This is a genomic window from Paenibacillus albiflavus (assembly GCF_004344915.1).
Classification (GTDB): domain Bacteria; phylum Bacillota; class Bacilli; order Paenibacillales; family NBRC-103111; genus Paenibacillus_AM; species Paenibacillus_AM albiflavus.
Window position 1 is genome coordinate 1 of sequence record NZ_SKFG01000045.1, and the last position, 14,215, is coordinate 14,215.

Consider the following 14,215-nt stretch of genomic DNA (forward strand, 5'->3'; position numbering starts at 1 on the left):
CGGTAATTTTTTACCGAACGTACGCTGCGAGCACCACCCAACCATGCTGCTGGGCACGATGCGGCAACTTGGGGAGCTTTATCGGTAAATAGTTTCCGAAGTTCGGTAATTTTTTGCCGTACGCACATTCCGAGCGCCCCCCAACAGTGCTGCTGAGTACGATGCGGCAACTTTAGGCGCTTTTTCGGTAATTAGTTTCCGAAGTTCGGTAATTTTTTACCGAACGTACGCTGCGAGCACCACCCAACCATGCTGCTGGGCACGATGCGGCAACTTGGGGAGCTTTATCGGTAAATAGTTTCCGAAGTTCGGTAATTTTTTGCCGTACGCACATTCCGAGCGCCCCCCAACAGTGCTGCTGAGTACGATGCGGCAACTTTAGGCGCTTTTTCGGTAATTAGTTTCCGAAGTTCGGTAATTTTTTACCGAACGTACGCTGCGAGCACCACCCAACCATGCTGCTGGGCACGATGCGGCAACTTGGGGAGCTTTATCGGTAAATAGTTTCCGAAGTTCGGTAATTTTTTGCCGTACGCACATTCCGAGCGCCCCCCAACAGTGCTGCTGAGTACGATGCGGCAACTTTAGGCGCTTTTTCGGTAATTAGTTTCCGAAGTTCGGTAATTTTTTACCGAACGTACGCTGCGAGCACCACCCAACCATGCTGCTGGGCACGATGCGGCAACTTGGGGAGCTTTATCGGTAAATAGTTTCCGAAGTTCGGTAATTTGTTTCCGCTATTGGGGACTTTTTGCAAAAAAGACACAGTGTCCGACTTTCGGATCTGTGTCTTTGTCATCATATCGTATTATCGTAAGATCGTCACTTCAACACGTCTATTCTTGGCACGATTCTCAGGTGTGTCATTTTCGACCTTCGGCATCGTGTCTCCGTAGCCAGTAGCGATAAAGTTCTTCTCGTTCAGCTTAACCTTGCCGGTTAAGTAACGAATAACGGATAGCGATCTTTGAACGGATAGCTCCCAGTTGTCTTTATAATAAGAACCTGTCCTAATCGGAACGTTATCGGTATGCCCTTCAATGGCTACTTTGGCATTAAGGCCTGGCAACAAGGTTGCCAGATTGTCCATAATGTCAAAAGCAGGCGGCTTTAGATCCGCTTTGCCTGTGTCGAACAGGAATACATCGCTAAGTGTAATCGTGATGCCTCTCGTGGTATCTGTAACGACGATATCAGATTCCAGTTTATTATCTTGAATATAGGTTTCGATTTTATCTTTAAAATCAGCAAGCTCTTGTTCTTTCTTGTCGTACTCTTCTTTATCAATATTGGCCTGTCTGTTCGTTTCTTCCGTCTGCCTCTTGTCGCCATCCGCATAAGTAGGACTCATTGTGCCAGATAGACCAGAGTTCATTTCCAAAAGGGAATCCGAACTCTTAAATTGCAAATTCAAGGAACGAGCTAATATTTCGTATTTATTATCGTCAACCTTACTCATGGAATACATGATAACGAAAAATACAAGTAGAAGTGTAATCAAGTCTGAATAGGTGATTAACCAACGTTCATGGTTTTCATGCTCTGCCTGCTTCTTACCTCTCCTCGCCATCTGGAGCACCATCCTCTCCTACCTGGCTGGATGGATTTTTGTCATGCATAAAGGAGTTTAGCTTCTTCTTAATTAGCTGCGGGTTCTCACCGGCTTGTAGAGCAAGAATACCTTCCAGCATGAGTTCCATTTCGGCAATTTGTTCCTTTCCACGAATCTTGATCTTAGATCCAATCGGCAGATAAATTGCGTTGGCACTCATAACACCATATAAGGTTGCACAGAACGCAACTGCAATAGCTGGAGCAAGAGCTTCAGGATCAGAGCCTAAGCTTCCAAGTACGTGAATAAGACCCATTACCGTACCGATAATACCCATTGTTGGCGCGTAACCGCCTGCGGATTCGAACATCTTTGCCATACTCTCGACTTTATGGTCGACAGCATCCATTTCAAGTTCAAGAATTTGTCTGGTTAGTTCGGGATCTGTACCGTCTACAACCATTAGCAAACCGTCTTTGAGAAAAGGATTCGTATGCTCCTGAGCGCGCTGCTCGAGGGCAAGGACGCCTTCCCTTCTAGCGATTGCTGCCATCTCGACAATTTCATCGATTGTGGTAGATGGATTGCGTTTAGGTTCTTTAAAAGCAACTGCGAACGCTTTAGGAATTGTTTTCAATGTACTCATTGGGAATGAAATAACAACTGCACCGATTGTACCGCCGAAAACGATAAGCAAGGCACTAGGCACAAACAAGGCGCTTAAATGACCACCATCCCATACGAAACCACCGATTAATGCACCGAGTCCCACGATAAGCCCAATTAATGTCGTTAAATCCATGTTTCTACCACCCCTAGATACGTATGCGCTTTGCATGATATGATACACGTTTGATTGCAACAAACAAGAAAAAACTGTATAATTAATGAGAACAAACATTCCTATTCTTGTTCGGCTAATGTTTTTTGTCGGAATGTCTACTTTTATATCGGAAAGATGGGCATAAAAGTTTATAGAAGGAATTAACCGCAGATTCGTTAAACTTACGATAGTAGAATTGACGAGCGCAAACTGCGGAATTTTCGTGTAGGTTTGGGGGAGTACGATGAGCGAGATTCATTTGAGCGATAAGAAGTTTGAGTTAGTATCCGAATTTTCTCCACAGGGGGATCAACCGCAGGCAATTGAAGAGTTAGTTGAAGGTATACTTCAAGGTGTCAAACATCAGACACTGCTTGGAGCAACAGGTACAGGCAAGACGTTTACGGCAGCTCAAGTTATCGCTAAGCTTAATCGTCCCACTCTCGTAATTGCACATAATAAGACGCTAGCTGCACAGTTATGTTCGGAGTTCAAAGAATTTTTCCCGAATAATGCAGTTGCATATTTTGTTTCTTACTATGATTACTATCAGCCAGAGGCATACATCCCTTCATCTGATACCTTTATTGAGAAAGATTCCAGCATCAACGATGAGATTGATCAGCTTAGACACGCTGCCACTTCTTCCTTATTCGGCAGACGAGATGTCATTATTGTTGCTTCAGTATCTTGTATCTACGGTCTCGGATCTCCAGAAGACTATGGCTCCTTACTACTTGATTTAAGAGTTGGAATGGAGAAATCGCGCAATGAAATTCTCCACCGACTAGTCGATATACAATATCAACGCAATGATATTAACTTTACACGCGGTACGTTCCGTGTGCGTGGCGATGTGATCGAAATCTTCCCAGCGTCGGGCAGCGAGACAGCAGTTCGGGTAGAGTTGTTTGGTGATGAAATTGAACGGATTACCGATATTAACGTGATCACCGGAGAAATTCTGGGTGAACGCGAATATATTGCAATCTTCCCAGCTTCTCACTTCGTAACTCATGAAGAGAAGATGAAAGTTGCCATTCAGAATATTGAACGCGAGCTTGAGGAGCGGCTCTCGGTTCTCCGTGAGAACGGCAAGCTGCTTGAAGCTCAGCGTTTAGAACAGCGTACGAGATATGATCTCGAAATGATGCAGGAGATCGGCTTCTGCTCAGGAATTGAGAATTATTCGGGACCCCTTACATTCCGTGAGCCTGGCGCAACACCTTATACGCTGCTCGATTATTTTCCGGAAGATTGGGTTGTCATGATCGATGAGTCGCATGTGACCTTGCCGCAGATTCGTGCGATGTACAATGGGGATAGAGCTCGTAAAGAGGTGCTTGTCGAACATGGTTTTAGATTGCCGTCGGCACTAGACAATAGACCGTTGCGATTCGAGGAGTTTGAGTCCAAGGTGAATCAAACGATTTATATCTCAGCAACACCTGGACCTTATGAATTAGAGCACTGCCCGACGATGACACAGCAAATTATTCGTCCTACAGGCTTGCTCGATCCTATTATTGAGGTACGTCCGACAAAAGGACAGATTGATGATTTAATCGATGAGATTCGGAAGCGGATTGCATTGGATGAACGTGTCCTTGTCACAACTTTAACGAAGAAAATGTCGGAGGATTTAACCGATTATCTCAAAGAGATTGGCATCAAGGTGCGCTACTTGCATTCGGATATCAAGACGCTGGAGCGGATGCAGATTTTACGCGATTTGCGATTAGGCGTATTCCACGTACTGATTGGAATTAACCTTCTTAGAGAAGGACTAGATTTGCCGGAAGTATCGCTCGTCGCCATCCTCGATGCAGATAAAGAGGGCTTCCTTCGTTCGGAGCGTTCGCTTATTCAGACGATCGGCCGTGCAGCGCGGAATTCGAGCGGGATCGTGATTATGTATGCAGACAAAATGACGGATTCCATGTCGAAGGCGATTGGTGAGACAGAGCGTAGACGTGAAATTCAGCATTCGTACAACGTTAAGCATGGCATTACACCGCAGACGATTAATAAGAAGGTTCGTGATGTAATAGAGGCATCTAAGGTAGCAGAATCCAGGGCAGATTACTTGGGTGAAGCGAAGGATGCCAGCAAGAAGATGACGAAGAAAGAGCGTCAAAGTATGATCGAACGTTTGGAGAAGGAAATGAAGGATGCAGCTCGCAGCTTGCAGTTTGAACGTGCAGCAGAACTTCGTGATCTAGTGATGGAATTAAAGGCTGAGAGCTGAGAGGGGCGTTATTAGGTTGGCTAGAGATCAGATCGTCATTAAGGGCGCAAGAGCTCATAATTTAAAAAATATAGACGTTGTTATCCCGCGTGATAAGTTTGTTGTATTAACTGGACTTAGTGGATCGGGTAAATCGTCGCTTGCATTTGATACGATTTATGCAGAAGGGCAGCGCAGATATGTCGAATCTTTATCTGCTTATGCTCGTCAATTCCTTGGACAGATGGATAAACCAGATGTTGATTCAATTGAAGGCTTATCTCCTGCAATCTCCATTGACCAGAAAACGACAAGCCGCAACCCTCGTTCAACCGTAGGTACAGTGACGGAGATTTATGACTATCTCCGTCTCTTGTTCGCACGTATTGGGCATCCGCATTGTCCGATACATGGTACGGAAATCACTTCACAAACGGTCGAACAGATGGTTGATCGAATTATGGAATACCCTGAACGAACGAGATTGCAAATTCTTGCTCCGCTTGTGTCTGGACGCAAAGGTGAACATACCAAGCTGCTGGCAGATATGCAGAAGCAGGGTTATGTTCGGGTCAGAGTGAATGGCGAGACGATGGATCTATCGGACAAGATTGAGCTAGAGAAGAATAAGAAGCATAACATCGAAATCGTCATAGACCGTATTGTAGTTAAACCGGATGTTGCTTCTCGTCTGGCCGATTCACTAGAGACTGCGCTTAAGCTTGCAGACGGTCGAGTGATTGTGGATATCATTGATCAAGAGCAACTGCTATTTTCACAGAATTTGGCTTGTCCAGAATGTGGGTTCTCAATAGAAGAGCTTGCTCCGCGAATGTTCTCATTTAACTCACCTTTCGGTGCATGTCCAGAATGTGATGGTCTTGGTTCACAGATGATCGTTGATCCTGATTTGCTGATTCCGAATCGGGAGCTGTCAATTGAGGAAGGAGCATTCGAGGCATGGGCAGGTTCAACCTCGAACTACTATCCACAATTTCTTGCTTCCGTATGCGCACACTATGACATTAAGCGAGATGTTCCGGTTAGCCAGCTGACTGCTGATCAGATCAAGATCATTCTGTATGGAACCGGCGGGGAGAAAATTAAGTTCAAGTATGAGAATGACTTTGGTGTATCCAAAGAGGCAATCGTACCTTTTGAAGGAATTATTCGCAACTTGGAACGCCGCTATCGGGATACGTATTCGGATTCGATGCGCGAGCATATTGAGAACTATATGGCTTCGAAGAATTGTCCGAAGTGTAAAGGGCATCGCTTGAAGCCTGAATCGCTTGCAGTGACAATTGGGGGTACCAACATTGCAAATGTAACCTCACTATCCATTGGCGATGCGATGGACTGGTTCGAGAAGTTGGAACTGAGCGAGAAAGAACAGACGATTGCTCATTTGATCCTCAAAGAAATTAGAGCCAGACTTGGCTTCCTTGTAAATGTGGGGCTCGATTATTTAACGATGCATCGTGCTGCGGGTACATTATCTGGCGGCGAGGCTCAGCGGATCAGACTTGCTACGCAAATTGGTTCTTCCTTAATGGGTGTCCTTTATATTCTGGACGAGCCAAGTATTGGGCTGCATCAAAGAGATAATGACAGACTCATTCAGACGTTGGAGCATATGCGGGATCTTGGCAATACGCTAATCGTCGTCGAGCATGACGAAGATACCATGTTAGCAGCGGATTACATCATTGATATTGGTCCAGGCGCAGGTATTCATGGCGGTAATGTGATTGCCGAAGGAACCCCTGCAGAAGTGATGGAGAATCCAAATTCACTGACAGGGCTATACCTCAGCGGACGTAAATTTATTCCGATTCCGCTTGAACGTCGTAAGCCAGAGGGCAAGTGGTTGGAAGTGAAAGGTGCGAAGGAGAACAATCTGAAGAATGTCTCCATGAAGGTGCCGATCGGATTGTTTACATGCGTAACAGGGGTATCAGGTTCAGGCAAGAGTACGCTTGTAAACGAAATTCTATATAAGAGCCTAGCTCGGGAGCTTAATAAAGCAACGAAGCTGCGCCCAGGCGAGCACAAAGAGATTCTCGGCATGGAGCATGTCGATAAGGTCATCGATATTGACCAATCGCCAATCGGTCGTACGCCGCGTTCGAACCCTGCGACTTATACAGGGGTGTTTGATGATATTCGCGATGTATTCGCATCAACGAATGAAGCGAAGGTACGCGGCTACAAGAAGGGGCGGTTCTCCTTCAATGTGAAAGGCGGACGCTGTGAGGCATGCAAGGGGGATGGCATCATTCGAATCGAGATGCACTTCCTACCTGACGTATATGTGCCATGTGAGGTATGCAAAGGCAAGCGCTATAACCGTGAGACACTAGAAGTCAAATATAAAGGCAAGAACATATCAGACATTTTGGATCTGACCATCGAGGACGGAGTGGAATTCTTCAAGAACATTCCACGCGTGCATCGCAAGATTCAGACACTGCTGGATGTTGGTCTTGGTTACATGAAGCTTGGCCAGCCAGCGACAACGCTGTCCGGTGGCGAAGCCCAGCGGGTTAAGCTTGCGGCGGAGCTATACCGCCGCTCAACAGGCAAGACGATCTACATTCTGGATGAGCCAACCACAGGTTTGCACATCGATGACATCGATCGTCTGCTCAAAGTGCTTCACCGTCTTGTAGAGAACGGTGATAGTGTCCTCGTCATCGAGCATAATCTCGATGTCATCAAAACAGCGGACCATATCATCGATCTTGGTCCAGAAGGCGGCTTCCGTGGGGGCACGATCATCGCCAGCGGCACGCCAGAAGATGTCGTGCGCGTAAAAGGCTCTTACACAGGACATTATCTTGGTCCTGTATTGGAACGTGATCGTGCACGGACGCTTGATTACGCCAAGCGCTTAGCCGAGCTGGAGCCTGCTGCGGAAGTGTAAGGCTTAGCCTACCTGCATGTAGCCGGCTTACGATTCGACACAATTTCATAGCAACAGCATGCAAAATAGATAAATGGGATTACAGAAAATAGGCTGTAATCCCATTTATTGTTATATGTTTCGTGATATAATTCCTTCTGCTACTGCAAGATCATGTATTAGGGGGGCATTCATGAAGCGCTTTTTGTATGGGATGATGAGTATTTTGATTTTATTGCTGATGGTTGTCGGTACAGGCTGTTCGAGGAATGTGACAGTAACTGGAGAGAATGGCGAAAAGTCGAACATCAAACTGGATAATGGAGGGATGACGATCACAAACGATCAAGGTCAGACTACCATCACAACGGAGGGCAAGGATCAAGGCAAAATTGTGATGAAGGATGACAAAGGCAATGAGGTGACTATGGTAGCGAGTGAAGATAAAATTCCTGATGATTTCCCTAAGGACATTCCATTTATTGAAGAGTCTAAGTTAACGAGTTCACTCACAACTAGCTCTGATGGGCAGACATCATACGTGATTATATATGAATCAGAGAAACCCATTGCGGACATCGCCAAGCTATATTCCGATTATTTGATGAAGGCCGGCTATGAGCAGAATGAAGGTTTTGCTGCTGAGAATATCAAATCCATTAGCGGCAAGCGAGGGGAAGAGGCATTAGAAGTAACGGTAACTAAAGAAGCGGACGCTAAGATCGCGCAAGTGTTGGTTAGTTATCATAAACCGAATAAGTAGTGAGAATGGATAGCGGATTAAGGACTGAGACAAATATCATTGCAAAAATATGAATAAATCTTGACAAACTTGTTAACTCGACAGAAAACCACTTGCATCCTAGGAAAGATCAGGATAAAGTAAAAAATAGAATAGAATGAATATTGGCTCGAGTTATAAGGGAGGTTTACCCATGTTTCTAGCAGAGGAAGCGACTGCAAGCACATTTTCGATGTTCGATCCGTTTATCTTGATCTTTACGGTACTTATTGCCATCGGAGTTGTACGTTTACTAATGGCGCCAAAGAAAAACAAGTTTGCGCTTGGATTTGGTGGAGTTAGTTTAGTTGTATTTTTATTATTAGATGTTATCATGATTTCAGGGTGGTAAGATCTAATTAACAGGATGATGTAGTAAAAGCCCGCAGACTAGAGGGATTTCCCAATAGATCTGAGGGCTTTTTTGTTGAGTTCTATCATTTGGTTGCTGCAGGAGCTGTAGAAGGGTCATCATATTCCTTCATTTTGGCTAATAATTCTTCTGCGCTGAAATCACGCTTACCTGCGTTAATACGTGTTGCGACAGGATCACCAGGTTTGTTAATGCCTTCTTTAATCGTAATATAGAGATGCATATCAAGTTCCTTACTAACCTGGATGGTTGTATCTGAGAAGCTGCCATATGGGAATGAAATAATATTGCGAGTGTTGCCAAGCTTACTATTCAGCAGATCGTTGGCTTTGGACAGATCCTCTTTGATCCGATCATAGTATTCTTCTTGCGTCTCTACACGTTGCTTATCCGGCAAATAAATGGGTCCTCCTAATAAAGGAGCAGTAGTGCCTTTGCTGTTTACGGCTACATATTTATGACTATCATAAGTATGACTGTAGAAGCTCATGCCATTCTTGCGCATCTCCACCATTTGCTCCCATGTCATATGTGGGATAATATCTGGGTTGTAAACGTCGGTTGATTTGACAATGATGAAGTTCGTTGCAGGCATTTTGTACTTCTGTAAGATCGGATAGGCATTCTCGTAAAAATCTTCATATCCATCGTCAAATGTTAAGACAACGGCATTAGGTGGGATCTTCTTTTCTTTGCCAGTCATAAAATCGTCGAATTGCTCAATGGAAATGACATTATAACCATTCGCTTTGAGCATCGATAGATGCTTGTCGAATTGATCGGTAGATACAGCAATGCTGCCATTATTATTTTTGACTTCATGATACATGAGGACTAAAGCTTTATCCTGGTAGTGGATAGGCTGATTCTCATAGTGGTCATTTGCTGGAACAACCGTATTCGTCGTTAATAATAAGAATAATAATAATGATTTTAACATCCAATAAACTCCCTCATTGTTTCTTCTTGTTGGTATATTATAGCATATAAAGTTGTATTCAGTTAGGCTATATTGCCAAAAGTTAAGATGTAGGCGTACACTTAGACAAGCGAAATTAAGCGCTAAAGCGAAAGGAATAGATTATGTTAACTAAAAGCGTGAAAGATATAGAACTATTAGCTCCTGCGGGAGATTGGGATTGTATGCGTGCAGCGGTTGCCAATGGCGCAAATGCGATCTTTTTTGGAGTAGAAAAATTTAATGCGAGAGCAAGAGCGCATAACTTCCGTATGGATGATTTGCCGGATATTATGTCCTTCTTGCATTTATATGGGGTTAAAGGGTATTTGACCTTTAATATTCTTGTATTTGAGGACGAGCTTGCAGAAGCGAAGATTCTGATTGATGCCTGTATCGAAGCGGGTGTGGATGCCGTTATCGTACAGGATTTGGGACTTGTGCGCATGATTCGTGAAATCTCGCCTGACTTCCCGATCCACGGTTCAACGCAGATGACGATTACGTCTCCTGAAGCGGTTGAGTTTACGAAGCCTTATGGCATGGAGTTAGTCGTGCTTGGTCGTGAGAATAATATGAAGCAAATCAAAATGATCGGCGATCAAGCGAAGCTCCCAATGGAAGTGTTCGTACACGGCGCGTTATGTGTATCTTATTCAGGTCAATGCTTGACCTCAGAAATGTGGGGCGGACGTTCTGCTAATCGCGGCGAATGTGCGCAGGCATGTCGTTTGCCGTATGACTTAATGGTAGATGGCGAGCAGAAGCCGATGGGGGATGTGGCTTATTTATTATCTCCTAAGGATCTAGCTGCGTTGGATATTATCCCTGAGCTGATTGAAGCGGGTGTCTCCTCTTTCAAAATTGAAGGTCGGATGAAAACGCCAGAGTATGTGGCAAACGTAGTGAGCAAATATCGTAAAGCGATTGATCGCTATTTTGAAGGACGTGGCGAGCGTGCGACACAGGAAGAGCTGCGCGAGCTTCAGCAGAGCTTCTCACGTGGATTCACGCATGGGTTCCTTGAAGGTACGAATAACAAGAAGCTTGTGGAAGGCACGTTCCCGAAAAGTCGCGGCGTATTCCTAGGGCGCGTCAAGCAATTGCTGCGAGATGGCGTGCTGGTTGAGCTGGAAGCACCAATCAAGCGTGGCGACGGGATTGTGTTTGATGCAGGCGACCCGACGAAAAAAGAAGAGGGTGGTCGCGTCTATGACCTGCGCCGCCAGGGAGAGAAGCTGGAAGGCGAGGCACCAGGCGGGCAAATCGAGCTTGTGCCAGGACGCAATGACGTGAACTTGTCGCGCGTGCATGTAGGCGATCGTGTCTGGAAGACGAGCGATCCTGCACTAGATAAGCGAATGCGCGCCACGTATGAGACAGACAAGCCGTACCGCGTATTCCCGGTACGCATTGAGGTGAGCGGCGCCGAGGGCGAGCCGCTCGTGACACGGTGGACGGACCTGTCCACCGGCTATGAGGTGCGCATTGACTCGGAGCTGATGCTCGAGTCTGCGCGCACCCGCCCCATGAACGAGGAACTGTTCATGGAGCAGTTTGGCCGCCTCGGGGGCACCGTATTTGCCCTCGAGGCAGTCGATGCGCATCTGGACGGCGATCTGCTCGTCCCGATGCGCGAGCTCAACGCAATGCGCCGCCGTGCGGTCGCATTGCTTGAAGCCGCACGCCAAGCGCCGCGTGCGTATGAACAGCACCGCATCGAAGTCTACGGCGATGCGAAGACAGGCCAGCAGCGCAGTCTGCTGGCGGAGCGCGACACAGCACAGGTAACGGTGCTGTGCCGTAACATTGACCAAGTGCATGCTGCGCTTACCGAGAATGTTGAACTGATCTATGCAGATTTCGAGTTCATTAAGCAGTTCCCAGCAGCCGTTGAGGCTGCACGCGCAGCAGGTAAGCGAATTGCGCTGGCGACGCCGCGTATTCACATGCCTGGGGAGAATGGCTACTTCCGAAATATTTTGAAGCTGAAGCCTGATGCAGTGCTCATTCGCAACACAGGAGCACTCTACTTCTTCTTGAAATACCGTGCCGAGCATCCTGAGGAGGACATGCCTGAACTCATCGGCGATTTCTCGCTTAATATTGCGAATCATAAAGCGGCTGCTTTGTTCCTTGATACTGGGTTGGATCGGATTACACCGTCCTACGATCTTAACATTCAGCAAATGGTCGATCTGCTGGAGCGCTCAGATACATCCAAGCTCGAAATGGTGATCCATCAGCACATGCCGATGTTCCATACGGAGCATTGTGTCTACTGCACCTTCCTCAGCGAAGGAACGGACTTTACGAACTGCGGTCGTCCGTGTGAAGAGCATCGGGTATCCTTACAGGATCGCATTGGCATGTCCCACCCTGTTCGCGTCGATGAAGGCTGCCGCAACACGGTTTACAATGCGATCGACCAATCTGGCGCTGAGTATATCAATCACTTCCTGGAGCTAGGCGTACCTAGTTACCGTGTAGAGTTCCTAGAAGAAACGCCAGATAAGGTAAAAGAAGTGCTGGGCCTATACCGTCGTGCGATTTCTGGTGAAATCTCTGGTACACAGGTATGGAAAACACTCAAAGCCACGAATCAGCTCGGTGTTACGCGCGGGCAGTTAGTAAAATGGGGCCGTGTCGATCACATTGACTAGAATATAAATAAAAAGCCGTATGTCCTTGAAGAAACTTCTTCTAAGGGCATGCGGCTTTTTTTTGTATTACTCTTCCCGAAAGATCGAATCCAAATGATGCTGAAGCACTTCGGTGACTCGTTCCAGATTGACACGAGCAGGATCTAGCATGGCATGCAAGGCGAGCCCGTCGACAACGGCATATAATCTCTCGGCTTCAATATCGGTCGGTATATGCTCCATTAGAAGATTGGCTTGTTTAAGTGTGCCAAGCATCTTTTGGATATTAGGATAAATGCTATCATGCATTGCGTCGAATTCCTCTGCTTTATGACGGACATGAGCTGTAAAGGCAAACCAAACCTCCATTTCGGCTAGAGTTTCTTTGGTCGTCGGAATTAATTCAATTAAAATTCGCAGTATTTGTTCTTTGGGGGGGAGCTTTTGCATGGCAACAGTCATAATGCGAGCTGTAGCCCGCTCTTTGACAAGCTCCATGGCGTAAATCAGCAATCCCTCTTGGGTCGGAAAGTCATGTCGCAGGGAGCCGAGTGATAAATTGGCTTCTTTGGCAACATTCCGTAGTGTTGCACCTGCCATTCCTTGTTCAAGAATGACCCTCCACATCGCTTCTGCAATGAGTTGCTTGCGTTCTTCATGATTCACTTGTTTTGGCATGTCTATAGTTTATCAAACTTATAGGCAAATAACTATATTTATTTAATACAATTGTATTAAATAAAACCGAGTGATATAATGAGCTGGCGAATGAACAAGGATGGGGGATTTATTGTGAATATGATCATTTCACTTATTATTGCGTGTGAGGTTGCTTTTTGGATTGTTATTGCGTTAGGACTTATCTGTCGCTACATGCTGAATCGGGATAAACTGGGTGTATTCTTCCTAGCTTTGACCCCTGTCGTGGATCTAATCCTGCTCGTTGCAACCAGCATTGATCTGTATAATGGCGCAACAGCTACTACAGCTCACGGAATCGCTGCTGTGTATATCGGGGTCTCGATTGGTTTTGGTAAATCGATGATTAACTGGGCGGATGAGAAGTTTCGATATTATGTGCTCAAGCAAGGGGATAAGCCTGCGCGAAAGTATGGAATAGAGCATGCCATGCACTATATGAAGAGCTTCATCAGACATATTGCTGCATTTGTAATCGGGGCAGGACTACTTTTGGCGATGATTTATTTTATCGATAATCCTACACGTACGGAAGCGTTATTAGGTATTTTGAAAATCTGGAGTGTTGCATTAGGAGTTGATCTGATAATTACGGTTAGCTACTTTCTTTGGCCCAGAAAAGCATAACGTAACAGTTGAATTGTTTGCTTCATAAGAAGTATGCTCATTCTATGAGAGGAGATTTGACTGATGATTGACAATAGTGAGAAACTCGAGCTTGCCATGTTTGCAGGGGGCTGCTTCTGGTGTATGGTGACGCCATTCGAGGAATTGCCTGGGATCAAGGGCATCGTGTCGGGTTATTCAGGTGGCAGCGTAGTGAACCCAACCTATGAGGAAGTGAAAAAAGGGATAACAGGTCATGCGGAGGTCGTACAAATTACATTCGATCCGTCGATCTTCCCTTACACTAAGCTTCTTGAGCTTTACTGGCAGCAAATCGATCCTACTGATGCGGGCGGACAATTTCAAGATCGCGGAAGCCAGTATCGTACGGGGATTTATTTTTATAATGAAAAACAAAAAGAGCTTGCAGAAGCTTCCAAAGCCCAGCTAGCCGCAAGCGGTCGGTTTAATAAGCCAATTGTGACGGAAATCCTGCCTGCAGCGGCATTTTATCCAGCAGAAGACTATCATCAAGATTATCACCGTAAAAATCCGAAGCATTACAAAGAGGATCGCGCACAATCAGGCAGAGATGAATTTATCGAGAAGCATTGGTAAGAGTACTCATTTAGATATAACCTTTAATGAT

The 14,215-nt window shown here is 45.8% G+C and carries 11 protein-coding genes; 7 read left to right on the forward strand and 4 right to left on the reverse strand.

What is annotated here, in order from left to right:
- Positions 1-808: 808 nt before the first annotated feature.
- A complete protein-coding gene (locus E0485_RS23260) occupies positions 809-1,570 on the reverse strand; it encodes an OmpA/MotB family protein (protein ID WP_132420453.1) in 762 nt (253 codons plus the stop codon).
- Entirely contained in the window at positions 1,554-2,354 is an 801-nt protein-coding gene (locus E0485_RS23265; protein ID WP_132420454.1) for a flagellar motor protein, read from the reverse strand. Before E0485_RS23265 ends, E0485_RS23260 begins: the two co-directional genes overlap by 17 nt.
- Before the next feature lie 265 nt (positions 2,355-2,619).
- Between E0485_RS23265 and uvrB the strand changes: the two genes are divergently transcribed.
- The 4 genes from uvrB (at position 2,620) to E0485_RS23285 (ending at position 8,640) form a co-directional block, all read left to right on the forward strand.
- On the forward strand, positions 2,620-4,623 hold the full coding sequence (gene uvrB, locus E0485_RS23270; RefSeq protein WP_132420455.1) for an excinuclease ABC subunit UvrB: 2,004 nt from the start codon (positions 2,620-2,622) through the stop codon (positions 4,621-4,623).
- A gap of 16 nt (positions 4,624-4,639) precedes the next feature.
- Positions 4,640-7,528 (forward strand): excinuclease ABC subunit UvrA, encoded by a 2,889-nt coding sequence (gene uvrA, locus E0485_RS23275; protein WP_132420456.1) that lies wholly within the window; start codon positions 4,640-4,642, stop codon positions 7,526-7,528.
- 172 nt (positions 7,529-7,700) lie between these two features.
- On the forward strand, positions 7,701-8,270 hold the full coding sequence (locus E0485_RS23280; protein ID WP_132420457.1) for a hypothetical protein: 570 nt from the start codon (positions 7,701-7,703) through the stop codon (positions 8,268-8,270).
- A 172-nt stretch (positions 8,271-8,442) separates the two neighbouring features.
- On the forward strand, positions 8,443-8,640 hold the full coding sequence (locus tag E0485_RS23285; protein ID WP_132420458.1) for a hypothetical protein: 198 nt from the start codon (positions 8,443-8,445) through the stop codon (positions 8,638-8,640).
- Between the two features lie 85 nt (positions 8,641-8,725).
- Here E0485_RS23285 and E0485_RS23290 read toward each other — a convergent pair whose 3' ends face one another.
- Positions 8,726-9,601 carry a polysaccharide deacetylase family protein gene (locus E0485_RS23290; RefSeq protein ID WP_132420459.1) on the reverse strand — a complete coding sequence of 292 codons (876 nt, stop codon included), beginning with the start codon at positions 9,599-9,601 and terminating at the stop codon, positions 8,726-8,728.
- 143 nt (positions 9,602-9,744) lie between these two features.
- Here E0485_RS23290 and E0485_RS23295 point away from each other — a divergent pair, with 143 nt between their 5' ends.
- A complete protein-coding gene (locus tag E0485_RS23295; RefSeq protein WP_132420460.1) occupies positions 9,745-12,282 on the forward strand; it encodes a U32 family peptidase in 2,538 nt (845 codons plus the stop codon).
- A 66-nt stretch (positions 12,283-12,348) separates the two neighbouring features.
- Here E0485_RS23295 and E0485_RS23300 read toward each other — a convergent pair whose 3' ends face one another.
- The gene (locus E0485_RS23300; protein ID WP_132420461.1) at positions 12,349-12,939 is read right to left on the reverse strand and encodes a TetR/AcrR family transcriptional regulator; all 591 of its coding nucleotides are present in this window, start codon (positions 12,937-12,939) and stop codon (positions 12,349-12,351) included.
- A gap of 90 nt (positions 12,940-13,029) precedes the next feature.
- Between E0485_RS23300 and E0485_RS23305 the strand changes: the two genes are divergently transcribed.
- Both E0485_RS23305 and msrA read left to right on the forward strand, forming a co-directional pair.
- Positions 13,030-13,587 carry a hypothetical protein gene (locus E0485_RS23305; RefSeq protein ID WP_235857692.1) on the forward strand — a complete coding sequence of 186 codons (558 nt, stop codon included), beginning with the start codon at positions 13,030-13,032 and terminating at the stop codon, positions 13,585-13,587.
- Positions 13,588-13,650: 63 nt separating this feature from the next.
- Entirely contained in the window at positions 13,651-14,184 is a 534-nt protein-coding gene (msrA, locus tag E0485_RS23310; RefSeq protein WP_132420462.1) for a peptide-methionine (S)-S-oxide reductase MsrA, read from the forward strand.
- Positions 14,185-14,215 lie beyond the last annotated feature (31 nt).

Excerpts from the sequence above, each read along its gene's own strand:
- E0485_RS23260 (WP_132420453.1), bottom strand. The coding sequence starts at position 1,570 with ATGGCGAGGAGAGGTAAGAAGCAGGCAGAGCATGAAAACCATGAACGT.
- E0485_RS23265 (WP_132420454.1), bottom strand. The coding sequence starts at position 2,354 with ATGGATTTAACGACATTAATTGGGCTTATCGTGGGACTCGGTGCATTA.
- uvrB (WP_132420455.1), top strand. The coding sequence starts at position 2,620 with ATGAGCGAGATTCATTTGAGCGATAAGAAGTTTGAGTTAGTATCCGAA.
- E0485_RS23280 (WP_132420457.1), top strand. The coding sequence starts at position 7,701 with ATGAAGCGCTTTTTGTATGGGATGATGAGTATTTTGATTTTATTGCTG.
- E0485_RS23285 (WP_132420458.1), top strand. The coding sequence starts at position 8,443 with ATGTTTCTAGCAGAGGAAGCGACTGCAAGCACATTTTCGATGTTCGAT.
- E0485_RS23290 (WP_132420459.1), bottom strand. The coding sequence starts at position 9,601 with ATGTTAAAATCATTATTATTATTCTTATTATTAACGACGAATACGGTT.
- E0485_RS23295 (WP_132420460.1), top strand. The coding sequence starts at position 9,745 with ATGTTAACTAAAAGCGTGAAAGATATAGAACTATTAGCTCCTGCGGGA.
- E0485_RS23300 (WP_132420461.1), bottom strand. The coding sequence starts at position 12,939 with ATGCCAAAACAAGTGAATCATGAAGAACGCAAGCAACTCATTGCAGAA.
- E0485_RS23305 (WP_235857692.1), top strand. The coding sequence starts at position 13,030 with ATGAACAAGGATGGGGGATTTATTGTGAATATGATCATTTCACTTATT.
- msrA (WP_132420462.1), top strand. The coding sequence starts at position 13,651 with ATGATTGACAATAGTGAGAAACTCGAGCTTGCCATGTTTGCAGGGGGC.